The sequence below is a fragment of the Sphingomonas psychrolutea genome, assembly GCF_014636175.1.
GTDB lineage: Bacteria > Pseudomonadota > Alphaproteobacteria > Sphingomonadales > Sphingomonadaceae > Sphingomonas > Sphingomonas psychrolutea.
The window spans coordinates 290151-313287 of the sequence record NZ_BMDW01000001.1 but is presented as its reverse complement, the minus strand read 5'-3'; the positions used below and the strand labels follow the sequence as shown (position 1 = coordinate 313287).

Below are 23137 nucleotides of genomic sequence, written 5' to 3'. Positions count from 1 at the left end.
CGGTGTGCAAAGCGCAGCGCCCGGCACGGTCGACGGCTCGCGTCCGCGAACCGGGCGACGACGTCCTAGCCGTCGGACGCGAACACCCCGTATTGCTCCCGCCACGCAGCAACCTCGTCCCGCAGATCGTCAGGCGCGGCCTCTCCCGATAGGACAAGCCGCGCCACTGCATCCTCGGGGTGCATCAACATCTTGTCCGATCCGTCGCTAAACCAGACGGGGACGAGTTGGTCGCATACGCTGTCGAGGACGGTGGCGGCCATGCCGCTGGCAACCGTGTCGCGCCCGTCGAGCGCCCGCACCGTGATCGCCACGCCTTCGAAGCAATTCTGCGGCTCGGGCACAAAAGTGAGCGATACCAGCAGGCCTGACCGGTCGGGCCGGGCTTCTTCGGGCATACTCGCGACCCTGCGCCACGCGCAGAACCAGGTCCGGCAAATGTGCGGTCGGGTCGCATGAATGCTGCACCCGCCGGTCGTCAAATAGACGCATGGGACTCCGGCAGGTTTCGCGAAATCGGGCGTGTTCACGGTCAGCACGGTGCAGCAGATTGTGCAATCGCCGCAGTCCCGCTCTGGCAGGACCGGACCCAGCAGCAACGTCTCCAGGTCGGCCTCGCGCTGCGTTCCCGCCGGAATCACGGGAACCGAAGCACCGCGCTTGGCGCATCCTTGCTGGTCGGCGTCGCTTTCCACGTCACCGATTTGCGTGCGCCCGTGGTTACGGCACCATCCTCATTGTTCTGGCTGACGATCTCGGCATCGGTATCGAGCGTGAAGCTGCCGTCGAGCTGGCTCGGCGTCTTGCCCGCTCCGTCCAGTCCGGCCATACCCTTTGCGGCATTGTTCTGGTTGGCATAAGCGGGGGCCTTGATCCGCACCGTATTGTTGGCGCGCACTTCGAGCACGACGAACGGGAACACGATCTCTGCATCGAGATTGTACGGCCACACGAAGCCGCGATCGAGCGTGCCCGACATCGCATAGTCGATGCTGAACTTGCCATCGCCGAGATAGATGACCTTGCGATAGCCGACTTCCTTGGCCAGCGCCGCGGCAATCGCGCGGTTCTTGGCCTCGCTTGCGGCCTGGGCGTCGGAATTCGGAGCGGATTTACGCTGCTCAGGTGCCGGACGTTTTTGCGCGGCGATCTTCTGCAGCACTGGCTCGTCGCTGTCCGCAGCGGTCGGATCGGCCCCCTGCTCGGGCGTGGGCGCGTCCTTCATGCCCTTGGTGAATTCGCTGCCAAGGTCGACAGCGATTACCTCGCCGACATAGGTGAAGGTAAAGCGCCGGTCGGCATCGATGCGGAGCGTCGAGACGAATTTGCCCGGCGTCAGCACGCAACTCGCCAGCACGAACGGCAGCAGCAGCGCGAGCAATGCTTTTGCGAGACGTGCCGCCATGTCCAATCCCCCGTTCAGCGCCCGGTTCTTCTCTAACGAGACGCCACCGCATAAAGCGCAATCGCTGCGGCGTTCGACACGTTCAGGCTCTCGATCCGGTGCGAGATCGGCAGCTTCGCCAATTCGTCGCAATGCGATGCGGTGTTCTGCCGCATGCCTTCGCCCTCGGCACCGAGCACGAGCGCGATGCGCTGCGTCCCCATTGCCTTGACCAGCGTCTGGTTCGCCTCGCCGGTCAGCCCGACGCGCCAGAATCCGGCCTCGGCGATTTCTTCCAGCGCGCGCGCCAGATTGACGACGCGCACCCACGGCACCAGTTCCAGCGCGCCCGATGCGGCGCGCGCGATAACGCCCGATTCGGGCGGCGCGTTGCGGTCGGGCGTGACGATGCCGAGCGCATCGAACGCCGCTGCCGAGCGCAGGATCGCGCCGACATTGTGCGGATCGGTCACGCCGTCGAGGATCAGCAACGGACGCTGATCGCCTTCCCCCTGTTGCAACAGGTCGGCGAGCCAGATGTCCTCAAGCGGATCGACCTCGGCCACCAGCCCCTGATGCGGCGCATCCCCCGGCACCAGCCGCGCGAGATCCTGCACCTCGGCATAGACGATCGGGATCAGCGGCGGGATGTCGAGGCTCGCCGCCGCTTCCCGCGTGACCCACATCTTGCGCACCACGCGCTCCGGATTGGCAAGCGCGGCGGTAACCGCATGCCGTCCCCAAAAGCGGGGGCGACCGGCTGGTGCCTGTGACGGGCGATGTCCGCGACGTGCCATTATTCTTCCTCATCCGAATACGCGAAGGGGTCGGTGGTAACCGGCTTGGTAGGCAAAGGTGGGCGGGGCAGGGCCTTGTCGGCATTGGCCGCATTGACCAGAAACGATGCGAGAATGATCGACGCCTGGCGCATGTCATTGCCCTTCAAATGATCGAACGTGTCGATTCCCGAATGGTGGACCCGGCTGTCATAATCGAGTGGGTCCTGAATGAACTGGAACCCTGGCACGCCGACCGCTTGCAGGAAGACATGATCGGTGCCGCCGGTTTTGCGGATCGCCACGTCCTTCGCCCCCATCGATGCGAAGGGGCTGAGCCATTCGCGGAAGATCGGCACGACGGCTGAATTGTTCTCGACATAGATGCCGCGCACCTTGCCCGATCCATTGTCGAGGTTGAAATAGGCCGCGAGATCCCCCCAACCGGGCTTGGGCGTGATCGGCCAGCGGTTCGACCAGCCCTGGTACAAAGCGAGCCCAGTCAGCTTGGGGTCGCTCGGGCTGCCGCGCGTCGCGAGGTGGCTTTCGACATAGGAGAGCGAACCGAGCAGCCCCTGTTCCTCGCCCGCCCACAAAGCGAAGCGAATCGTCCGCTTGGGGCGGATGCCGGTCTTGGCGATGATCCGTGCGGCTTCCATCACCATCGCCGAGCCTGCGCCATTGTCGGCGGCACCGTCGCCTGCCACCCACGAATCGAGATGCGCGCCGGCCATGACGTATCCGGCCTTGGGGTCGCTACCGGGGATTTCGGCGATGATGTTGTACGCGTTGCGGTCGCTATCGTCGAAGCGCACATCGCTGCTGATCTCGACCGTTGGGGCCGGACCGATCTTGGCGAGTCGCGCCAGACGGCGGTAATCCTCCGCTGCGATCTGCACGCCGGGCAAAGCGGGCGTATCGCCGACGCCGAAAGTATAGCCCTCGCCGCTGACCAATTTGCCGTCGCGATACGCCATCGTCGCCATCGCCACCGCGCCCTCGGCTTTCAGGAAGGCGTCGAGCTTCTTGGCGAAATCGAGCCGCTTCATCCGCCGGTCGGCGGCGTCGGGGTCGTAGGTCGGCTGCTGATATTGATCGAGCTTGGCGAGCTCCTCGCCGCTATAGCGTTTAAACGCGGCCTCGCTCGGTTCTGAACCGGTGTCGGGCAGCGTGACCATCACGATCTTGCCCGACAGCTTGCCGCGCCATGTGTCGAAATCGCGCGCACGCTTGATCGGCGCGACGATGACGGGTGCCGAGATCGTGCCGTTGGTACCCGGCGTCCAGGCAATCGGGATCGCGGTCAGCTGCACCGGGCGTGGCGATACCATCCGCACGTTCGAGGAGACGATGGACCAGCCACGTCCGAAATCGAACGCCTCTTTGTGCACCGCGCGCAGGTCCCATTCGGCGAACTTGGCCTGCGTCCATGCCTCGGCCAGCCGCATCGCGGGCGAATTGGTCATGCGCGGGCCGATCGTGTCGGCGAGATGCTGCGCGGTCAGCATCACTTCGCTGTGCGTCGTGCCTTCGTCGATGATCCGCGCGGTCTGCGTACGGTCGACCGACTGTGCGGCAAGCGGCGTTGCCCCGAGCGTGACGGCAGCAGCGGTGGCGAGAAGCAGGAAACGACGCATGGCGGAACCCCCGGATGAAAAAGCGATCATGGGTCCGTCGGTATGCGCCGCGCGGCGTGCGTGCAAGGCCGGGGTTAAGGAGCGCGGTGCGGAGGTTGGCGTTATCCGTTGACACGGGCGCACGTGGTCGGCATTGGCACGCCTCGCTTTTCGGGAAGCGGCCCTGATGGACAGGTGGCCGAGTGGTTAAAGGCAGCAGACTGTAAATCTGCCGGAGTTTCTCCTACGTAGGTTCGAACCCTACCCTGTCCACCAACATCAAATGCAGCGCAGCGGTGCCCTCAGCGCCAGTTGATCCAATTGCCATAAGGATGGCAGGTGGCGAGCAGACGCGCGGCGCCGCCCGGCCAGCATGTCACCGTCAATTCTACCTGTGCGTGCGCGCGCTCGCGTTCGAAACTGATCCGCGCGATCGGTCGATCGGGCGTGGCGCGGTGCCCGGCCGCGACGATCATCGCGTCGATCGCGTCGCGGTCGCCAAGGGTCATATATTGCAGCACCATCGAATGAAACACGACGCGGCACGTGTCCGGGTCCTGCGGCGTGGCGAGCTGCTGCGCCAGCCACGGCACCGCGCTGCCGCGGTCGATCCGCGGCGGATGCACGACTGCCAGCGCCAGCGCTTGCTCCAGGCGTTGCGCACGCTCGGGCTCGTCTGCCCAGACAAAAGAGAGCAAGCGCTCGCGCGTTTTTGCATCGGTGGCGGACAGCGGGTTCAAATCGATCCCGCGCGCCGCGACGACGGAAAAGGACCGCGCAATCGGCGGCGGACCGGTCCAGATCGGCGCGACGTGTACCGGGGATTCGGCCACCCCTGCGCGGACGCCGGCAAGATCATAGCCATAATGCGCCAGATTGAGGTTGAGGCCGCAACTGGCGCCGATTTCGAGCAGTTCGACCGGCAGCGCGAAGCTCTCCTGCACCACCATCAACGCCGCCGCGATTGCCGCCGCGCGGCCGACTTCGTTGGTTTGCGGTGTGTGGCGCATCCATGCGGCAATGAAGGCGTCTTCGGCGACCAGCGCTTCGCCGATCGCGCCGTCGAAATCATCATGGTGGCGCCGATACAGCGCACTCAGCCCGGGCCGCGCGTTGCGCCGCGCCAGCGCGTGGAGCGCCGCGTTGAAGCGCATCGCAAGCGCCGCATCGATCGGGTCGCCGGGCCAGGTCTCGATCAGCGTCTGGGTCAGCGGTGCCCGGCTGAGCTGCCGCTGCCCCGCCTCCAGCACCGCCGCGACGAACGGCGAACCGAGCCCGCGCACGATCCCCGCCTGATGGCGAAGCTCCCCGCGCGGGACGACACGCGTAATCATATTCATGCCCGGATCCTCACGCGGTGTTGTGGCAGCGGCATCGGCCTGTCGTCCTGCCGGGGCGGGCAGGGTCGATGCGCGTTAGAAGGCTTGCCAGTCATCGCTTGCCGCTGCGGTCTTGCGGACGAGGGCGGGGATTGCGGCGGCGGGCAGGCGTCGTACCGGCCGGTCCATGGCCGCACTCCGCCGGTTCGCCGCCGGGGCCGCGCCGTCGCCGACGTTGAAGCGGCTCGCACGTTCGGAAAGCCCGGTCACCTCGTGCGCGAGGTTACGCGCAGCGGCTGATGTTTCCTCGACCATCGCTGCGTTCTGCTGCGTGGCCTGGTCCATCGATCCAAGTGCGGCGCTGATTTCGGTGATCGCTTCGGACTGGGTCTGGTTGTCGGTGGCGATATCGCCGAGCAATTGATTGACGTCGGCAAAGCCGGTCGAAATCTCGGCCAGCGCGACATCGACCTTCTCGACTGCGCCAACCGCCGTCACGATGTCGGTCTGTGTCGCGCTTAACTGATCGCGCGCGCGTCCGGCCTCTTCCTCGGCGCGCATGGCAAGCGCCGAGACGAGATCGGCGACGACCGCAAAGCCACGACCGGCCTCCCCAGCTCGACCGGCCTCGACCGCGGCATTCATTGCCAGCACGCGCGTCTGGAACGCGATTTTGTCGAATCCTTCGATCACGCTGTCGATGCCCTTGGCGCTGTCGGCGACCCGGCTCATCGCCTGGACGGCTTCCTCGGCGGTGGCGCGGCCATCGGTGACGGTCCCCATTGTCCCTTCCGCGCGCTTGGCGGTGCGGGTGGCGGCGGTCGCCGTCGCTTTGAGTCGACCATCCATCTGGGTGACGGCGGCGGAGGTTTCCTCAAGGCTCGCCGCATTCGATTCGGTGCGACGGGCGAGATCTTCGGAGGCTTGCGCGATTTCGCTCGATCCGCTGCGGATCGTGGCGGCGGAATCCATGACCGAGGCGATCAGTTCGCGCAGCGCCACCACGGCGGCGTTGAAGTTGGTCTTGACCGCGGCATAGTCGGACGGGAAGGTCGCGTTGATTTCGGCGGTGAGATTGCCGTCGGCGAGCGCGGCGAGCTGATCGGAAACGGTCGCCACGACCATTTTCTGATCGGCCTCGGCCCGCGCGGCGGCTTCATCCGCCTTGCCCTTGGCAACGGCTGCGTCGCGGAACACTAGCACCGCGCGCGCCATGTCGCCGAGTTCGTCGCCACGATCGGCATCGGGCACGGTCACGGCATTGTTGCCCGCAACCAGATCGCCCATGGTCTTGGTCAGCCGGCTGATCGGGCTGGCGATCAGCTGGCTGAGCAGGAAAGCGAGCGCAATCGCGATCGCGATCAGCGCGATGCCGCCGATCACCAGCACCGAGACCGCGGAACTGATCGCACTTTTTTGGCTCGCGGAATTCTTTTCGATCAACGCCTCTTCGGCGTCGCGAATGTCGCGCAGCGGCAGGACGGCGGCGCTGGTCAGCACGGCCTTGCCAGCCGCGCGCACGTCGGCTTGGGCCGCTTCGCGCTGGCCGTTCTTGACGCGGGCGATCAGGCGATCGCCCCATGCCTTGCGCCAATCGACTGTCGCGGCACGCGACTTGAGCAACGCCGCCTTCTGGGCAGGTTCCGATATAAGCGTTTCGAGTTCGCGCGACGCGCCGTCGTAATCGTTGCGCGCTTCGTCATAGGATTTGAGATAGGTCGGGTCGGCGGTGACCAGAAAGCCGCGCATCTGGCTGTTCTGGCGCAGCAGCGAGGTTTCGAGGATCTGCGCCTTGGCATACACCAACTGGCTGTGGTTGTTGCTGTCGGTCGCGGCCCGAATCGCGCTGATGTTCATAAAGAACACCGTCATCATCACCGCTGCTGAAATGCAGATGACAAGGAAAGAAAGCGCAAGCTTTCGCGGGATCTTCATGGATTTCAACATCATCAAACTTTCAATGGAGCGTGCCAAAATAACCGGGCCATCGCGCGCGATGGCCCGACCACATCAGAAGTCGAGGCGAACCGAGGCCAGGATGGTGCGACCATTGGCCGCGCGTGCCTGACCAACGCCGTTGGCGGGGACCGTCGTCTGTGTCACTTCGAACAAGGCGAGCGAGTTGAACACGTTGTTGGCGTTCAACATCAGTTCGATCCGGTCCATCGGGCGGTACTGGATGAACGGGTTGACCAGCGTATAGCCGGGCATCTTGAGTTTGTTGATGTCCTGCGAATAGCTGCTGGTGTTGCCGATCACGTTGGCGCCAATCGAGAAGGTGCGCGTTTCATATTGTGGGGTCGCTTCGAAGATCAACGTCGGCTGGTGACGCGGGATCTGGCCGGCAACCGCCGCATTCAGCGTGTCGTTGACGATCTCGGCATGGGTGTACGTCAATCCGCCCGTGATGTTGAACGGCCCGCTGCGGAAGCCCGCCTCGAACTCGGCACCATAAGCGCGGTAATTGCGGTGCGTCTGGGTGCCGGTGCCTGCCTGAAGGTTGGTGTCCTGGGTATTGGCGAGGAAACCCGTCGCGTTGAAGGTAAATCCGGCCTTACGGAACTTGAGGCCACCTTCGCTCTGCGTGACGATGTCATAGCCATTTGCCGGGTTCGCCATACTGCCGTCGAGCGTGCTCACCGATGTCGCGAAGAGAATCTTGTCGGCGTTGGCGCGGGCCCCCCGACTGTATCGAGCGAATACCGCGAGGGGTTCGGCGACGCGATAATTTACGCCGACCGAATAGCTGACATAATGGTAGCCATAGTGCACCGGTGCCGGCGTTGTGATTGGGATAAAAGCGGTCTTCGCCTCAGGAACCGAGATCATCCCGTTGCCGTCAAAGTCGTACGAGGTAATGCCGGTACGGCCACCGCCAAGGTCCGAGCCATAGAGCAGGCCGCGCACCTTGCCGATATCGTAGCGGATGCTGCCGCCGAGGGCGATCTTGCCGAGATGATAGTTGAGCGAGCCATACGGCGCAGTCACGTCATACTGGACGTCATACGTCCGCCGATACGTTCCGGCACCGCCCAGCGAGTAACTCAGAACGCCATTCTGGGTCTGCGCCACGCCGGCACTGTTGGTGAAATTGATCAGCGACGCATTGCCGCCGCCAACAACGTCCTGCACGATGCTCGTGTAAAGCCAGTGATTGTCGATCTTTTGCAGTGCCTTGTAGACGCCGCCGGTCACGGTCAATTCGCCCTTGCCCAGCTTGAAGGCGCGATTGACGCGGAGGTCATTGGTAAAATTGTCGAGCGAATTGGCGTTGACCCGCATCAAATACATGTTGCCGATCAGGCCGTTGCCGTTGATCGCGTTGGGGTTGGTGATGATCTGGCCGGTATTGGGGCCGCTGGCATAGCTCAACGTTCCCGTGCCCGCGCCGAGCGCGGCAGGAAGCGCATTGCCCTGATACATTGCGGCGAACAAGTTGCGCGTGACGCTGCCTGAAATCTTCGAGTAGCGCGCTTTCTCGGTGATGCTCCAGCCGACGACGTCGAATTGCGTCTCCAGGCCGACCGACTTGACGACAGCATGCATGCCATCGCTGACCGGGGTATGAATCGGCTGATTGTTGCCGTCGAGTGTCACCACGCTGGGGACGTTCCGCGACAATACCGAGTCCTTCTTAATGTCGAAATTGGCGACATTTTGATAGACCGGGTTGTCATCGGTGCCGCTGATCGCAATCGGACCCGGCATGTATTGCGGCGAGCGATCGTCGAGATATTTGCCTGACAGTCGGATATAGCCATTATCCAACGTCTTGGTGACATTGAACTTCAACTGGCCGCCCTGAAAAGCGTTGAAGCCGACATGGCGTGGGCCTTCGCCCGAGCGATAGAAACCGCCGAAGTGGAACCGCAGCGAGTCGCTGATCTTGCCGCCATAATCGAAATCCAGGCGCTTCATGTCATAGTCGAGTCCGCCGGACAGCTGGATCGATCCGCCCTCTACGTCGCCGGTCTTGGAGATCAGGTTGATCACGCCGCCGGGCGAATTCGAGGCGAAGGTCGAGGCCGAACCGCCGCGAATGGCTTCGATGGCCGACAGGTTGAAATCGGCGCGGATGAAGATGTCCGACGACACGTTGAAAAAATCGCCAAATTCGAGGACGGGCAGGCCGTCTTCCTCGATCTGCATGAACTTGGAGCCGCCGGCGGCCAGCGGAAGGCCGCGGATGGTGTAGTTGGAGTTCCCGTCACCGGTCGAGGACTCGGTCCGAATGCCGGGAATGTTGCGCAGGATGTCGCCAAGCGACCGCGCGCCGGTCTTCTCGATCTCGCTCGCCTTGATCGCACTCGTCGATGTCGCGCTGTCCAGCCGGTCGCGGCCCTTGGCGACGCCGGTGGTGAAGGCCTCCTCGACGGGCGCCGTCTTGGTGCGGGCGGCCGGCGTCTTCTCGACCGAGCCAGCTTTTGCGGGCTCAGGCGAAGCACAAGCCAGACCGGGGAGCATCAAAGCCAGCGGCGCGACGGTGAACAAGAGCTGCTTACTTTTCAAGACAATATCCATTCAATTAGAAATTAAATTACCAAGATTAGAAAGCCAAAACCTCGACAACCTCGTCATCCAATGACTGTATTGTCTGAATATTATTTGTTTTAAGATATATTTTAGGGCACTTAAGGAAATTATATCTGTCACGTTACGATAATCAATTATGCGCATCAAATGCGGAAGTCCGATCGTTCATCGCCATCTATGTCTTCTTCATTAAAGACGAGGCTAGATTGGCAGGGTACGGACCGGGGCATTTGGTTTGGCCGGCCGAGGTCCGACGGTCGGGGTGGCAGCGGCAACCGTGGCGCGACGCCACGGTTGCCGCAGGACATCAGAAGTCGAGGCGAACCGAGGCCGAGATGGTGCGACCATTGGCTGCGCGCGCCCAGCCCACGCCGTTTGCCGGGACCGTCGCCTGGCTCACTTCGAACAACGCCAGCGTGTCGAACGCGTTGTTGATGTTCAGCATGACCTGAACCCGATCAGCCGGACGAAACTGCACGAACGGATTGACCATGACATAGCCAGGCATCGTGAGCAGGTTGGTGTCCTGCGCGTAGCTGCTCGTATTGCCGATCATGTTGACGCCAACCGTTAGCAGCTTGCTCTCATATTGCGGCGTGGCTTCGAAGATCAAATCAGGCTGATGCTTCGGCACCTTATTTGCCACGGCGGCGTTGATCGTGTCGTTGATGATCCTGGCATGCGTGTAGGTGGCGCCAGCGGTGAGGCTGAACGGCCCGCGCTGAAAGCCTGCTTCCAGTTCGAGGCCGTAGGCGCGGTAGTTGCGTAAGGTCTGAATGGCGCCGGACTGGAGATTGGTATCCTGCGTATCGGCAAGAAAGGCCGTGGCGTTGACCGTCAGGCCGGCCTGGCGAAACTTGAACCCGCCTTCGGTCTGCGTAACCACGTCATAACCGCTCGATGGTTTGTCGAGGCTGCCGTCGGTGGTGCTGACGGTCGTTGTGTACAGGATCTTATCGGCATTCGCCCGGGCGCCGCGGCTGTAGCGGGCAAAGACCGACAACGGTTCGGCGATGCGATAGTTCACGCCGACCGAATAGCTGAGATAGCCATAGTCGTAATTGACCGGGGCCGGCCGCGTGATCGGCAGGAAGGCGGTCTTGGCCTCGGCGACCGAGATGACGCCGTTGCCGTTGAAGTCGGTCGGCATCAACCCGATCCGTCCACCGCCTAGATCGGACCCGTAAAGCTGGCCACGAACCTTGCCGATATCGTAGCGCACGCTGCCGCCGATCGCGATCTTGCCGATATGATAGTTCATCGAGCCATAAGGCGCGGTGACGTCATATTGCAGGTCGTAATTACGTCGATAAAGTCCCGACGCGCCGGTCAGTGCGTACGCCAGATACCCATCCTGCGTCTGCGCGACACCGGCGGCATTGGTATAGTTGATCAGCGCCGAATTGCCGCCCCCAACGATGTCCTGGACGGTGTTGGCGTAGAACCAGTCGGTATTGAGCGTCTGCAGCGCCTTGTAGACACCACCGGTCAGCGTCAGCTCGCCCTTGCCGAGCTTGAAGGCACGGTTGGCACGAATATCGTTAGTGAAATTGTCGAGCGCATGCGCCTGAACATCGCCGAGCAGCATGGTGGCGATCAGGCCGTTGCCGTTGACGGTGCCGGGGCTGGCGATTACCTGACCGGCTTTCGCGCCATTGGCATAGCTGAGCGTACCGGTGCCACTCCCGAGCGTCGCGGGCAGGGCACTGCCAAGCGAAACCGAAGAGATCAGATCGCGCCCAACGCTGCCCGAAATCTTAGAATAGCGTGCGCGCTCGGTGATCGTCCAGCCCGCGACATCGAACTGCGCTTCGAGGCCGATCGACTTTACGACCGCATGCATGCCGTCGGAGATCGAGTCATGGGTCGGCGCGTTGCCGACACCAAGCGTGGTGATCTGCGTGATGTTGCGGGACAGGACCGAATCGTGCTTGATGTCGAAATTCGGAAAGTTGGTGAAAATCGGCGCGTCGTTGGTGCCCGTGATCTGGATCGGCGCGGTCAGATATTGCGGTGAGCGATCGTCGAGATACTTACCCGACAGGCGGACATAGCCATTGTCGAAGGTCTTGGTGATGTTGAACTTCAGCTGGCCGCCCTGATAGGCGTTGAAGCCGACATTGCGCTGGCCTTCGCCGCTGCGATAGAAGCCGCCGAAATGGAAGCGCAGCGAGTCGCTTATCTTGCCGCCATAATCGAAATCGAGCCGCTTCATGTCATAACCGACGCCGCTGCTCAGCTGGATCGAACCGCCTTCGGTTTCACCCGTCTTCGAGATCAGATTGATCACGCCGCCCGGCGAATTCGATGCGAAGGTGGATGCCGAGCCGCCACGGATTGCCTCGACCGCCGAAAGATTGAAGTCGGCGCGGATGAAGATGTCCGATGCGACGTTGAAGAAGTCACCGATTTCAAGGACGGGGAGGCCGTCTTCCTCGATCTGCATGTACTTCGACCCGCCCGAGGTGAGCGGCAGGCCACGAATGGTATAGTTGGAATTGCCGTCGCCGGTCGAGGATTCGGTGCGGATGCCGGGGATGTTGCGCAGGATATCCGCCAGCGTGCGAGCGCCAAGCTTCTGGATCTCGCTTTGCTTCAGCGCACTCGTCGATGTCGCGCTGTCCAGCCGGTCGCGGCCCTTGGCGACGCCGGTGGTGAAGGCTTCCTCGACGGGCGCATTTTTGGCGGGTGCTTCGGCCTGCGGTTCGGCGGCACTGCGCTTCGCGTCTGCGGGCGTTGGTGCCGCAGCAGCGGCGTTGGCAAGGCCCGGGAGCATCAACGCCAGCGGGGCAACCGTGAACATCAGTAAGCTCGTTTTCATTCTTAGAACCTCTTGCAGGATGTCTGATCGACGCGACGCACCGACGGAAAGAGCAGTGTTCGCCCAAGGATTGCCTTGAACTTCCCAATTTATAGGATGGCTTGCGGATGAATTCGGTCGCAGGCGCGCGGTTCCACCAAAAGGATTAGGCGCATCGTGGGCGCGAGCGGGGGCGTGTGGGCGGTCCGATTATCCACCGCTGCGCGGCGTAAAGCCGCCTTTTTGGAACGATGCTCGCGCGATTTCGCGGCCCCGACGGGCAGGCGGAAGGCGGGCAACACGGGCCACTCCGCACAGCTGGACCAGCGCGGATTAAACGATTAAGTTATAGGAATAACAGGGAAAGCCGCGCGTGCTTCAGGCGGCGGGCGGCTGCCACAATTCGATGGCATTGCCCTCGGGATCGTGGGTGCGCGCGAATGTGCCGATGCTCGGGTCGTCCCATTCCGGCTTGGTCTCGACGGCAATCCCCGCCGCCCGCAGCGCCGCGATCAGCGCGTCGATATCCGACACGCGCAGATTGAGCATGAACTGCTTGTCGGCGGGGAAATAGTCGGTGTCGGCCTTGAACGGCGCGAACACGACCGGCCCGCCTTGCGTCTCCCACGACCATTGGTCGGGCGTCGCGCCGGGGGTCGAAACGCAGCCCGCGCCGATGCCGAGATGGGTCTTGTACCACGCCGATAGCGCGTCGGGATCATTACTGCGAAAAAACAGTCCGCCAATTCCGAGTACCGGCATGTCGCGTCCCCCTCATGCTGCCTCGGCCATTCTCTCACCTGCCGCCGCGCCAAGCAAGCGCCGTTCGATCGTCTTCAAGCGCGTTGCTGCCGCAATCTTGTCGCCGGTCAGATCGGTCAGATAGAAGGTATCCACCGCGCGCTCGCCATACGTCGCGACATGCGCCGAATGGATCGTGACCTTCGACTGGAACAAGGCATGTGCCAATTGGTGTAGCAACGCCGGGCGGTCGCGCGCGTTGATTTCGATCACCGTAAAGCGGTTCGAAGCCTTGTTGTCGATCAGCACGTTGGGCGCGATCGCGAACGCCTCCGCACGGGGCCGGGGGAGGGGTTTGGCCATCAGGCGGTCGATCATCTTCCCGCGATTGGCAAGCGCATCCTCGATCGCCTGCTTCAACCGCGCGAGTTGCGCTGCCTCCGCGAACGGGCGCCCGTATGGATCCTGCACCAGGAAATTGTCGAGCGCCATGCCGTCGCGCGTGGTGTGGATGCGCGCATCGATGATGTTGCCGCCCGCCACGCTGATCGCACCGGCGATCCGGTAGAACAGACCCGGATGATCGGCGGCATAGATCGTGACCAGCGTCGCGCCGCGTTCGGGATAGACTTGCGCGGCGATCGAGAGCTGCGCGTCCCCGGCGTCCGCGATCAACTGCGCATTGCGCGCGATCACGTCCTCGGGCTCGGCCACCCAATAGGGCTCGGGCAAGCGCCGCACGAGCTGCTCGAACGCCGCCGCATCCCAGCCGAGCATCGCTTGCAGCGCCTCCTGCTTGGCGGCGATGCGCTCGCCGCGCCCGCGCTGCTTGTGCCCCAGCCGCAGCACTTCCTCGGCGGCTTCGTAGAGGTCGGACAGCAATTGCCGCTTCCATCCGTTCCACACGCCGGGCCCGACCGCGCGAATGTCGACGACGGTCAGCGCCAGCAGCAAGCGCAGCCGCTCGGGGCTTTGCACGATCTCGGCGAAATCGAGGATGGTCTTGAAATCCGACAGGTCGCGCTTGAACGCGGTGGCCGACATCAACAAATGCGCGCGGACCAGCCACGCGACCGTTTCGGTCTCGGCGGGCGACAGGCCAAAGCGCGGGGCGAGTCGGTGCGCCACCTCCGCGCCGAGCACCGAATGGTCGCCGCCGCGCCCCTTGGCGATGTCGTGCAGCAGCACCGCGACGTACAGCGCGCGGCGCGACACGATTTGCTTGAGCACCGCCGAGCACAGCGGATGATCGGCATCGAGGTCGCCGCGTTCGATCTGGCTGAGCAGGCCGATCGCGCGGATTGTGTGTTCGTCGACGGTATAGTGATGATACATGTCGAACTGCATCTGCGCGACGACGCGACCGAAATCGGGCACGAAGCGGCCGAACACCCCCGCTTCGTTCATCCAGCGCAGCACCGTTTCGGGGTCGCGTGGAGACGTCAGGACATCGAGGAACAGTGCGTTGGCGGTCGGGTCCTGCCGGATGTCATCGGCCAGCTTCGCGTCGCGCGCCGCCGCACGCATCGTCAGCGGATGGATTTCGAGACCGTGCTTGTCGGCCAGCGCGAACAGTTCGAGCAAGCGCACTGGTTTGACGCGGAAGAAATCGTCGCTCGGGATCGCCAGGCGACCGCGTTCGACCACGAAACCGTTGAGCTTGCGCGGCGCGCGTCGCAACATCGGCAGCCCGAACCGCCGCCCGCGCGCCGCAAATTTCTGGTCGAGATGCGCCAGAAAAACCCCCGTCAAATCCCCCGCAGTGCGCGCCTGCAGGAAATAATAGTGCATGAAGCGCTCGACCTTAGATTTACCGGGGCGGTCGGCGAAGCGCATGCGCTCGGCGATTTCGCGCTGCAAATCGAAGGTCAGTCGGTCCTCGGCGCGCCCGGAAATGGCGTGGAGGTGGCAGCGCACCGCCCACAGGAAATTCTCGGCGCGGTGGAATTGGCGATATTCGTCGCGGCTGAGCAATCCCGCCTCGACCAACTGCGCCGGCTCACTCACATTATAAGCATATTTGCCGATCCAGAAGAGCGTGTGCAGATCGCGCAAGCCGCCTTTGGCTTCCTTGACGTTGGGCTCGACGACGTAGCGCGTGTCGCCCATCTTCTTGTGGCGCACATCGCGCTCGGCGAGTTTATCGGCAATAAATTGGCGCGCGGTGTCGGCTTGCACCTCGACCTTAAAGCGGCGGGCGGCCTCCTCATACAGCGCGGTGTCGCCCCACACATAGCGCGCCTCCAATAGGGCGGTACGGATCGTCACGTCGCTCTTCGCCTGGCGCACCATCTCGTCGAGCGAGCGGCTGCTATGGCCGACCTTCAGCCCCAGATCCCACAGCGCATAGAGCATCGTCTCGATCACTTGCTCGGTCCAGCCGGTCTGCTTCCATGGCGTGAGAAACCCGATATCGAGATCCGAATACGCCGCCATCTCGCCGCGGCCATAGCCACCGACGGCGATGATCGTCAGCCGTTCCGCCGCGGTCGGGTTGCCGTTGGGATACAGTCGCTGGACGGTGAAATCGTAGATCAGCCGCAGCAATTGATCGGTCAGGAACGCCTGCGCTGCGGCGATCTCCAGCCCGCGCGAGGGATGTTCGATCAAGCGCCGCGCGATTTCCGTACGGCCGGCATCAAGCGCTGCCTTGAGCACGGCAGTGGCACCCGCGCGTAACGCGGCCTTGTCGCCCGCGAGCGCGGCAAGCGCGTCGGCAAGACCGCGCCGGTCGATGATGGCACGGCGTTGCGGAACGGAGTCGAAGCGGGAGGACATGGGTGGCAGATAGGGGGTGTGGTGCGATCCGTCACCCCGCTTGACGCGTCCGGTCGGATCGACAAGGTTCGCGCAATGGCCAGACCACCCCGCCGCCAGATCATCCAGATGGGTGGCTTTCCTGCGGTGAAGACGGGCGCGCCGTCGCCTTATGCCGATCTCTATTATTGGGTGATGGAGATGAGCTGGCCGTGGTTCGTCGCGCTCGTCTCGGCGAGCTTCATCGCGATCAATCTGATTTTCGGAATCCTCTACGCGCTGCTTCCCGGCGCGATCGGGACGATGGAGCGTGGCTCGGTGATCGACGGTTTTTTCTTCTCCGTCGATACGCTCGGCACGGTTGGGTACGGCGTGATGGCACCCGTCACGCGACTCGGCCATGCGATCGCCGCGGTCGAGATTTTGATCGGGCTGTTTTTCTCGGCGACGATCACGGGCCTGATCTTCGCGCGGTTTGCGCGGCCACGCGACAGCCTGATCTTCAGCGACGTCGCCGTCATCGGTCGCTATCTCGGGCACCGCGCGCTGATGGTCCGTGTCGCCTCGAAACGCTCGCGCCCGCTTGCTGAGGTTACCGCGCAATTGAGCTGGCTTGAAACGATCCATCAGGGTGACGGTCGCACCTTCCGCCGCTTGACCGAGCTGCCGCTGGTGCGCAGCCAGAACCCGATGCTCGGGCTTGCCTGGACGTTGGTTCATATCCTCGACGACGATAGCCCGGTGCTTGCCGCGCTCGACACGCCAGCGGACCGTTTCATGTTGACGCTGTCGGTTGGCGGGATTGACACGCTGCTCGCCAGCCAGTCCTTGGGCGGGAAACGCTATGGGCGCGATGATGTGCGCGTCGATCATGAATTCGTCGATGTGATCAGCGACGAGAATGGCGTGACGCATCTCGATTTGCGACGGCTGCACGACACGGTGGCGAGCGTTCCGGCTGGTGCGGTGATCGCGGCAGTCGACGAAGTACCGAAGGTTCGGGCGCAGGAATCGGGATGACGGGTCCGCGCGGGCATGGTTGGAGCGGGGCATGACAGATCGCCATCCTTCGCTCGACCGTCCGGTGTGGCATGCGCTTACCAGCCGGCAGGCGGATTTGGCGTTGTGCCGACCCCACGCGGTGCGGTTTCGCCCGGCGGTCAATCTGTTCGCGGCGGGTGCGGATCAATCGCCTGAGAGTCTTGCGGCGCTTGGTGAATTTGCCGCTGGCTTGCCCGACAACGCGACGATGGGTCTGGTCGAGGCCGCGCCGCATGCCCTGGTGCCGGGGACAAAAATCGTCTCCGCCACGCCGATCGACCAGATGGTGCTGACCCGACTCGATGCACAGGATCGGTCAATCGGCCATATTCGGTTGGGCGCGGCGGATGTTCCTGCGATGCTCGCGCTCACCGCGCTGACCGTGCCGGGGCCGTTCTTTGCGGAGACCTATCGCCAGGGCGGCTATATCGGCATGTATGAGGCGGGCCAGCTGATCGCGATGGCGGGGCAGCGGATGCGGCTACCCGGTTTCACCGAAGTCAGTGCGGTCTGCACGCATCCCGATTATCAGGGCCGGGGCCTCGGGCGCGCGCTGATGGAGGCGGTGATCGCGCCGATCCTTGCGCAGGGCGAAGCGGCATTCCTGCATTGCTATCCCGACAATCCGGCTGTGCGGCTGTATGAAGCGCTCGGCTTTCGCTACCGCACGACGATGACCTACACCGTACTGTCGCGCGACAACGCCTTTAGCCGGTAAAGCGTTTCGAGCGCCTCGCGCGGGGTGAGGGCGTCGACGTCGAGCGCTTCCACCTCGGCCCGGATCGCATCGCATTCGGCTTCCGCCGTCTCCATCGCGGCAGCGAACAGCGGGAGGTCGTCCAGCCCCGCCGCCAAGCCCCCGGTCCTGGCGCGCCCCGCCTCCAGCTTCGCGAGAACCGCCTTCGCGCGCGCAATCGTGGCAGGCGGCAATCCGGCGAGCCGCGCCACCGCCAGGCCGTAACTGCGATCGGCCGGGCCTTCGGACACCTCGTGCAGCAACACCAGCTCGCCCTTCCATTCGCGCGCGCGGACGTGGTGGAGCGTCAGCGCGTCACAGCGTTCGGCAAGTCGGGTCAGCTCGTGATAATGCGTTGCGAACAGGCAGCGGCAGCGATTGTCGTCATGGATCGCCTCGACCACCGCCCACGCGATCGCGAGCCCGTCATAGGTCGATGTGCCGCGCCCGACCTCGTCGAGGATGACAAAGCTGCGCGGGGTCGCTTGCGCCAGGATCGCGGCGGTCTCGACCATCTCGACCATGAAGGTGGAGCGCCCGCGCGCGAGATTATCGGAAGCACCGACGCGGCTGAACAACCGGTCGACCAACCCCAATTTGGCGGCGGTCGCGGGGACATAGCTGCCTGCCTGCGCCAGCACCGCGATCGCCGCATTCTGCCGCAGAAAGGTCGATTTACCGCCCATGTTCGGGCCGGTGACGAGCCACAGCCGGGAGTCCTCCGACAGGCGGCAGTCGTTGGCGACGAAGCGTTCACCGCGTTTCGCCAGCGCATCCTCGACCACGGGATGCCGCCCACCGCTGATCTCGAAACAGGCGTGATCGACCAAGGCCGGACGCGCCCAGCCGCCTTCGGTTGCGCGCTCCGCCAGCCCCGCCGCAACATCGAGCCGAGCCAGCGCATCGGCGGTTGCGGCAACGCTCTCGCGCCGGTCGAGTGCCGCTTCGATCAAATCCTCGAGATGCGCGGCCTCTGCCGCCAGCGCATGCGCGCCCGCCTGGGTTACTCTGGCCGCGACCTCGTGCAGGTCGGGCGCGTTAAAGCGGACCGCGCCCGCCATCGTCTGACGGTGCGTGAAGCCGCTTTCGGGCTTCATCAGCCCGTCGGCAAAGCGCGCCGCGACTTCGATATGATAGCCGAGCACGCCATTATGCCGGATTTTGAGCGCGGCAACGCCGGTACGAGTACGATACTCGGCTTCCAGCGCGGCGATCGCGCGCCTGCCACCAGCACCCGCATCGCGCAGATCGTCGAGCGCGGCGTCATAACCCGGCGCGATATAGCCGCCATCCGACGCGTCGATCGGCGGCGAGGCGACCAGCGCGCGCGTCAGCAGATCGATCAGCGCGCCATGCCCGCGCAGTGCCGGCGCAAGCTCGACGAGCAGGGCAGGGGGCTGGCCGATCTTGCCGAGCCGTTCGCCAAGCCGCCACGCGCCGTCGAGCCCATCGCGGAGTTGCCCGAGATCGCGCGGGCTTCCGCGCCCCGCCGCGAGCCGCCCGAGCGCGCGGCCAATGTCCGCGAGGCTGCGCAGCGTTCCCCGCAGCGATTCGCGTAAAGCGGAATCCTCGACGAGCAACGTCACCAGATCGAGCCGCGCTTCGATTCGGGCGCGATCCATTAGCGGCGCTCCGATATCGGCAGCGAGCAACCGTGCGCCCGCCGCGGTCACGGTGCGATCGACCGCGTCGAGCAAGCTCCCTTTACGCGCGCCGGTCGTGGTTTGCGTCAGTTCAAGGCTTTCGCGCGTCGCGGCATCGATCGCCATTTGCTGCGCAGCATTTTGCAATCGCGGTGGGCGCAGGAACGGGATTGCACCCTTGGCGGTATGGTCGAGATAGGCGACCAGCCCACCCGCCGCCGCCAGCGCCGCGCGGCCGAACTGCCCGAACCCGTCGAGCGTCGCCACGCCGTACAGATCGCGCAGCCGCACCTCGGCCCGCGCACTGTCGAACTCGGTCTTTGGACGCAGCGTCGTCGCCGCCTCGCCAAAGGCGGTCGCCTCCGACGCAATCGTCTCGGCGGGTGCAAGGCGCGCCAGCTCCGCGCCGAGCCCCGCTGCATCGCATTCGATCAGCTCGAAACGTCCGGTCGAGATATCCGCCGCCGCCACGGCCACGCCGCCGCCTGCCTCGCCGACCGCGACGCACCAATTTGCGGTACGGGCATCGAGCAGAGCCTCCTCGGTCAGCGTGCCGGCCGTCACCACACGGACGATGGCGCGGGAGACCAAAGTCTTGCCGGCGCGCTTCTTGGCTTCGGCCGGGCTTTCGGTTTGTTCGGCGATGGCGACGCGGTGCCCGGCCTTGATCAGTCGTGCGAGGTAGGCGTCGGCGGCATGGACCGGCACGCCGCACATCGGGATCGGCGCACCGTCATGCTCGCCGCGCGCGGTCAGCGCGATGTCGAGCACGGCGGCGGCAACCTTTGCATCGTCGAAGAACAGTTCGAAGAAGTCGCCCATTCGGTAGAAGAGCAGGCAATCGCGTGCGTCGGCCTTCAGCGCCAGATATTGCGCCATCATCGGGGTGGGGGCGGGGGCGAGCGTCATCTCAGCCGGATACCGCTCACGCGCGCGAAAGGAAACTGCGTGATTGGGGCGTCTCCCGTCAGGCAAGGATGGACAGCAGGGGGAATTGCCGGTTACCGTTGGGAAGTAGGCACCAAAATGTACGGTACTTACCACAAGGAAACCACCATGGCTGTCTTGCGCAACTATCCCGCCGATCTCGACCCGCGCGTCATCGATGTGATCGGGCGTGTGGCGGACAAATGGACGATGATCGTGCTCGACGTATTGTCCGAGCATGGCGAGCTACGCTTCTCGAAACTGGCGCAATTGGCGAGCGGGATTAGCCAGAAAATGCTGACCCAGACGGTGCGCCAGCTCGAGCGAGACGGGCTTGTCATCCGCACGATCCACCCGGTGATCCCGCCCAAGGTCGAATATCGCCTGACCGATCTTGGCGTCAGCTTGGCCGAAGCGCTTTGCGGCGTTTGGGTGTGGGCGGCGCACAATGTCGACCGCATCGCGGCATCGCGGCGGAATTACGATAACCGCAGCGGCGATTAGGGACGTTCCCATCGCCGCCATCTCTGCTTAAGGCAGCTCGCTACAGGAGGCCCCATGTCCGAAGACTCCAACGTCCAATTTTCTGAGCGCGAGGCGCTGCTGTTCCATTCGGAGGGGCGGCCCGGCAAGATCGAGATCATCGCCTCCAAGCCGATGGCGACGCAGCGCGATCTCGCGCTGGCTTATTCGCCCGGTGTCGCGGTGCCCGTGCTCGCTATCGCCGCCGATCCGAGCCTTGCTTATGATTACACCGCCAAGGGCAACCTCGTCGCGGTCATTTCCAACGGCACCGCGATCCTCGGCCTCGGCAATCTCGGCGCGCTCGCGGCCAAGCCGGTGATGGAGGGCAAGGCCGTCCTGTTCAAACGCTTCGCCGATGTCGATGCGATCGATATCGAGCTGAAGACCGAAGATGCCGACCGGCTGATCGACGCGATTGAGCTGATGGAGCCGAGCTTTGGCGGCATCAATCTTGAGGATATCAAGTCCCCCGAATGCTTCATCATCGAACAGGCGCTGCGCGCGCGGATGAACATTCCGGTGTTCCATGACGATCAGCACGGCACCGCGATCATTTGCGCGGCGGGCCTGATCAATGCGCTGTTCCTGACCGGACGCGACATCAAGGACACGAAGGTCGTGATGAACGGCGCGGGTGCGGCAGCGATTGCTTGCGCCGAGCTGATCAAGGCGATGGGCCTGCCAAGCGACCAACTGACGATGATCGACCGGACCGGCATCATCTATCAGGGCCGCGCAAATGTGAATCAGTGGCAGTCGGCGCATGCGGTGAACACCACCAAGCGCACGCTGACCGAGGCGCTCGATGGCGCGGACGTGTTCATCGGCCTGTCGGCAGCGGGCGCGCTTCCTGCGTCGGATTTGCTGAAGATGGCGCCCAAGCCGATCATCTTCGCGATGGCCAATCCCGACCCCGAAATCACCCCGCCCGAGGCACGCGCCGCGCGCCCCGACGCGATTATCGCGACCGGGCGGTCGGACTATCCCAATCAGGTCAACAACGTCCTCGGCTTCCCGTTCATCTTCCGCGGCGCGCTCGACGTGCGCGCGACGACGATCAACGACGAGATGAAGATCGCCGCCGCCAAGGCGCTCGCCGCGCTCGCGCGCCAGCAAGTGCCCGAGGAAGTCGCGGTCGCTTACGGCGTCCGCCACACCTTCGGCCCGGAATACATCATCCCCGCGCCGTTCGATCCGCGGCTGATGGAAATCGTGCCGGTCGCGGTGGCCAAGGCAGCCATGGATTCGGGTGTCGCGACCAAACCGATCCTCGACCTCGAAGCCTATCGCCAGCAATTGAAGGCGCGGCTCAACCCGACCACGTCGGTGCTGACGCTCGCTTATGAAGGCGCGCGCGCGCATCCCAAGCGCGTGCTGTTTGCCGAAGGCGAGGAGGAAGTCGTGCTGCGCGCGGCGATCGCCTTCAAGGATGGCGGTTACGGCACGCCCGTGCTGGTCGGACGCGACGACGTGCCCGATCGCTTGCGCGCGCTCGGTGTCACCGATCCCGAAAGCTACGAACTGCACAACAGCCGCAACTCGCCGCTGGTGCCGCGGATGGTCGATTTCCTGTACGGTCGGCTGCAACGACGCGGCTATTTGCGGCGCGATTGCGAGCGGATGATCAACCAGGATCGCAACATCTTCGGCGCTGTCATGCTGCAGCTCGGCGAAGCCGACACGATGATCACCGGCATCACGCGCACCTATGCGCACACGATGCGTGAGATCCGCAAAGTGATCGATCCCGAGGCCGGTCGCACCCCGTTTGGTATTCATTTGATGGTCGGGCAAACGCACACCGTGTTCATGGCCGACACCACGATCAACGAACGCCCCAATGCCGAGGAGCTCGCCGACATCGCCGAGGGGACCGCGCTGGTCGCCAAGCGCATGGGCCACGAACCGCGCGTCGCTTTCTTGAGTTATTCGACCTTCGGCAATCCCGAGGGCAATTGGCTCGACGATATCCGCGCGGCGGTGAAGGTGCTCGATGCGCGCAAGGTGAGCTTCGAATATGAAGGCGAAATGGCGCCCGACGTCGCGCTCAACCCGAAGCAGCTCGCCAATTATCCGTTCGCGCGGCTGTCGGGGCCGGCGAACGTGCTGGTAATGCCGGGGCTGCAATCGGCCAATATCTCGGCCAAATTGCTGCGTGAGCTGGGCGGCGATGCGGTGATCGGGCCGATGTTGATCGGCATGGAAAAAAGCGTCCAGATCGCGCCGATGACGAGTACCGCAAGCGAGCTGGTCACGCTCGCCGTGCTGGCGGCAGGGGGGATTGCGCGATGAGTCTTGATTTAAATTAAGATTCCTCGTTTACCGGCCAATTGACAGGT

The 23137-nt window shown here is 63.9% G+C and carries 15 protein-coding genes and 1 tRNA gene; 5 read left to right on the top strand and 11 right to left on the bottom strand.

What is annotated here, in order from left to right:
* Positions 1–65: 65 nt before the first annotated feature.
* Genes IEV62_RS01495 through IEV62_RS01480 form a run of 4 tightly spaced genes read right to left on the bottom strand, consistent with a single transcriptional unit; the run spans position 66 to position 3797 of the window.
* A complete protein-coding gene (locus IEV62_RS01495) occupies positions 66–638 on the bottom strand; it encodes a YkgJ family cysteine cluster protein (RefSeq protein ID WP_188445022.1) in 573 nt (190 codons plus the stop codon).
* Entirely contained in the window at positions 638–1405 is a 768-nt protein-coding gene (locus tag IEV62_RS01490) for a hypothetical protein (protein WP_188444992.1), read from the bottom strand. Before IEV62_RS01490 ends, IEV62_RS01495 begins: the two co-directional genes overlap by 1 nt.
* Positions 1406–1437: 32 nt before the next feature.
* Entirely contained in the window at positions 1438–2181 is a 744-nt protein-coding gene (gene rlmB / locus IEV62_RS01485) for a 23S rRNA (guanosine(2251)-2'-O)-methyltransferase RlmB (RefSeq protein ID WP_188444991.1), read from the bottom strand.
* A complete protein-coding gene (locus IEV62_RS01480; protein ID WP_188444990.1) occupies positions 2181–3797 on the bottom strand; it encodes a M20/M25/M40 family metallo-hydrolase in 1617 nt (538 codons plus the stop codon). Before IEV62_RS01480 ends, rlmB begins: the two co-directional genes overlap by 1 nt.
* A 168-nt stretch (positions 3798–3965) precedes the next feature.
* Between IEV62_RS01480 and IEV62_RS01475 the strand changes: the two genes are divergently transcribed.
* Positions 3966–4052: transfer RNA gene (locus IEV62_RS01475), tRNA-Tyr, on the top strand.
* A 26-nt stretch (positions 4053–4078) separates the two neighbouring features.
* Here IEV62_RS01475 and IEV62_RS01470 read toward each other — a convergent pair.
* The 6 genes from IEV62_RS01470 to IEV62_RS01445 all read right to left on the bottom strand — a co-directional run bounded on the left by IEV62_RS01470 (position 4079) and on the right by IEV62_RS01445 (position 15947).
* Positions 4079–5116 carry a DUF2332 domain-containing protein gene (locus tag IEV62_RS01470; RefSeq protein ID WP_188444989.1) on the bottom strand — a complete coding sequence of 346 codons (1038 nt, stop codon included), beginning with the start codon at positions 5114–5116 and terminating at the stop codon, positions 4079–4081.
* A gap of 75 nt (positions 5117–5191) precedes the next feature.
* Positions 5192–7045, bottom strand: coding sequence for a methyl-accepting chemotaxis protein (locus tag IEV62_RS01465; RefSeq protein ID WP_308510388.1), 1854 nt, complete (start codon positions 7043–7045; stop codon positions 5192–5194).
* Between the two features lie 60 nt (positions 7046–7105).
* Complete coding sequence (locus tag IEV62_RS01460; RefSeq protein ID WP_229732745.1) at positions 7106–9604, bottom strand: TonB-dependent receptor domain-containing protein; 2499 nt, start codon at positions 9602–9604, stop codon at positions 7106–7108.
* 331 nt (positions 9605–9935) lie between these two features.
* On the bottom strand, positions 9936–12449 hold the full coding sequence (locus IEV62_RS01455) for a TonB-dependent receptor domain-containing protein (protein WP_188444988.1): 2514 nt from the start codon (positions 12447–12449) through the stop codon (positions 9936–9938).
* A gap of 357 nt (positions 12450–12806) precedes the next feature.
* Positions 12807–13190 carry a VOC family protein gene (locus tag IEV62_RS01450; protein WP_188444987.1) on the bottom strand — a complete coding sequence of 128 codons (384 nt, stop codon included), beginning with the start codon at positions 13188–13190 and terminating at the stop codon, positions 12807–12809.
* A gap of 12 nt (positions 13191–13202) precedes the next feature.
* Positions 13203–15947 carry a [protein-PII] uridylyltransferase gene (locus tag IEV62_RS01445; protein WP_188444986.1) on the bottom strand — a complete coding sequence of 915 codons (2745 nt, stop codon included), beginning with the start codon at positions 15945–15947 and terminating at the stop codon, positions 13203–13205.
* 75 nt (positions 15948–16022) lie between these two features.
* On the opposite strand from IEV62_RS01445, the gene IEV62_RS01440 reads away from it, so the two are divergent.
* Positions 16023–16946, top strand: a complete 924-nt coding sequence (locus IEV62_RS01440; protein ID WP_188444985.1) for an ion channel — start codon at positions 16023–16025, stop codon at positions 16944–16946.
* A 31-nt stretch (positions 16947–16977) separates the two neighbouring features.
* Positions 16978–17685, top strand: coding sequence for a GNAT family N-acetyltransferase (locus tag IEV62_RS01435; protein ID WP_188444984.1), 708 nt, complete (start codon positions 16978–16980; stop codon positions 17683–17685).
* On the opposite strand, the gene mutS is transcribed toward IEV62_RS01435, so the two are convergent.
* On the bottom strand, positions 17646–20228 hold the full coding sequence (mutS, locus tag IEV62_RS01430; protein WP_188445019.1) for a DNA mismatch repair protein MutS: 2583 nt from the start codon (positions 20226–20228) through the stop codon (positions 17646–17648). The two genes, IEV62_RS01435 and mutS, sit on opposite strands and share 40 nt — an antisense overlap.
* A 174-nt stretch (positions 20229–20402) precedes the next feature.
* Here mutS and IEV62_RS01425 point away from each other — a divergent pair, with 174 nt between their 5' ends.
* Complete coding sequence (locus IEV62_RS01425) at positions 20403–20777, top strand: winged helix-turn-helix transcriptional regulator (protein WP_188444983.1); 375 nt, start codon at positions 20403–20405, stop codon at positions 20775–20777.
* A 54-nt stretch (positions 20778–20831) separates the two neighbouring features.
* The gene (locus tag IEV62_RS01420) at positions 20832–23090 is read left to right on the top strand and encodes an NADP-dependent malic enzyme (protein WP_188444982.1); all 2259 of its coding nucleotides are present in this window, start codon (positions 20832–20834) and stop codon (positions 23088–23090) included.
* Positions 23091–23137: the final 47 nt, after the last annotated feature.

What these genes read in the sequence shown, in the direction of transcription:
- IEV62_RS01425 (WP_188444983.1), top strand. Translation starts at nt 20,403, where the DNA reads ATGGCTGTCTTGCGCAACTATCCCGCCGATCTCGACCCGCGCGTCATC.
- rlmB (WP_188444991.1), bottom strand. Translation starts at nt 2,181, where the DNA reads ATGGCACGTCGCGGACATCGCCCGTCACAGGCACCAGCCGGTCGCCCC.
- mutS (WP_188445019.1), bottom strand. Translation starts at nt 20,228, where the DNA reads ATGATGGCGCAATATCTGGCGCTGAAGGCCGACGCACGCGATTGCCTG.
- IEV62_RS01470 (WP_188444989.1), bottom strand. Translation starts at nt 5,116, where the DNA reads ATGAATATGATTACGCGTGTCGTCCCGCGCGGGGAGCTTCGCCATCAG.
- IEV62_RS01440 (WP_188444985.1), top strand. Translation starts at nt 16,023, where the DNA reads ATGGCCAGACCACCCCGCCGCCAGATCATCCAGATGGGTGGCTTTCCT.
- IEV62_RS01455 (WP_188444988.1), bottom strand. Translation starts at nt 12,449, where the DNA reads ATGAAAACGAGCTTACTGATGTTCACGGTTGCCCCGCTGGCGTTGATG.
- IEV62_RS01465 (WP_308510388.1), bottom strand. Translation starts at nt 7,045, where the DNA reads ATGATGTTGAAATCCATGAAGATCCCGCGAAAGCTTGCGCTTTCTTTC.
- IEV62_RS01490 (WP_188444992.1), bottom strand. Translation starts at nt 1,405, where the DNA reads ATGGCGGCACGTCTCGCAAAAGCATTGCTCGCGCTGCTGCTGCCGTTC.
- IEV62_RS01445 (WP_188444986.1), bottom strand. Translation starts at nt 15,947, where the DNA reads ATGTCCTCCCGCTTCGACTCCGTTCCGCAACGCCGTGCCATCATCGAC.
- IEV62_RS01480 (WP_188444990.1), bottom strand. Translation starts at nt 3,797, where the DNA reads ATGCGTCGTTTCCTGCTTCTCGCCACCGCTGCTGCCGTCACGCTCGGG.
- IEV62_RS01435 (WP_188444984.1), top strand. Translation starts at nt 16,978, where the DNA reads ATGACAGATCGCCATCCTTCGCTCGACCGTCCGGTGTGGCATGCGCTT.
- IEV62_RS01420 (WP_188444982.1), top strand. Translation starts at nt 20,832, where the DNA reads ATGTCCGAAGACTCCAACGTCCAATTTTCTGAGCGCGAGGCGCTGCTG.
- IEV62_RS01450 (WP_188444987.1), bottom strand. Translation starts at nt 13,190, where the DNA reads ATGCCGGTACTCGGAATTGGCGGACTGTTTTTTCGCAGTAATGATCCC.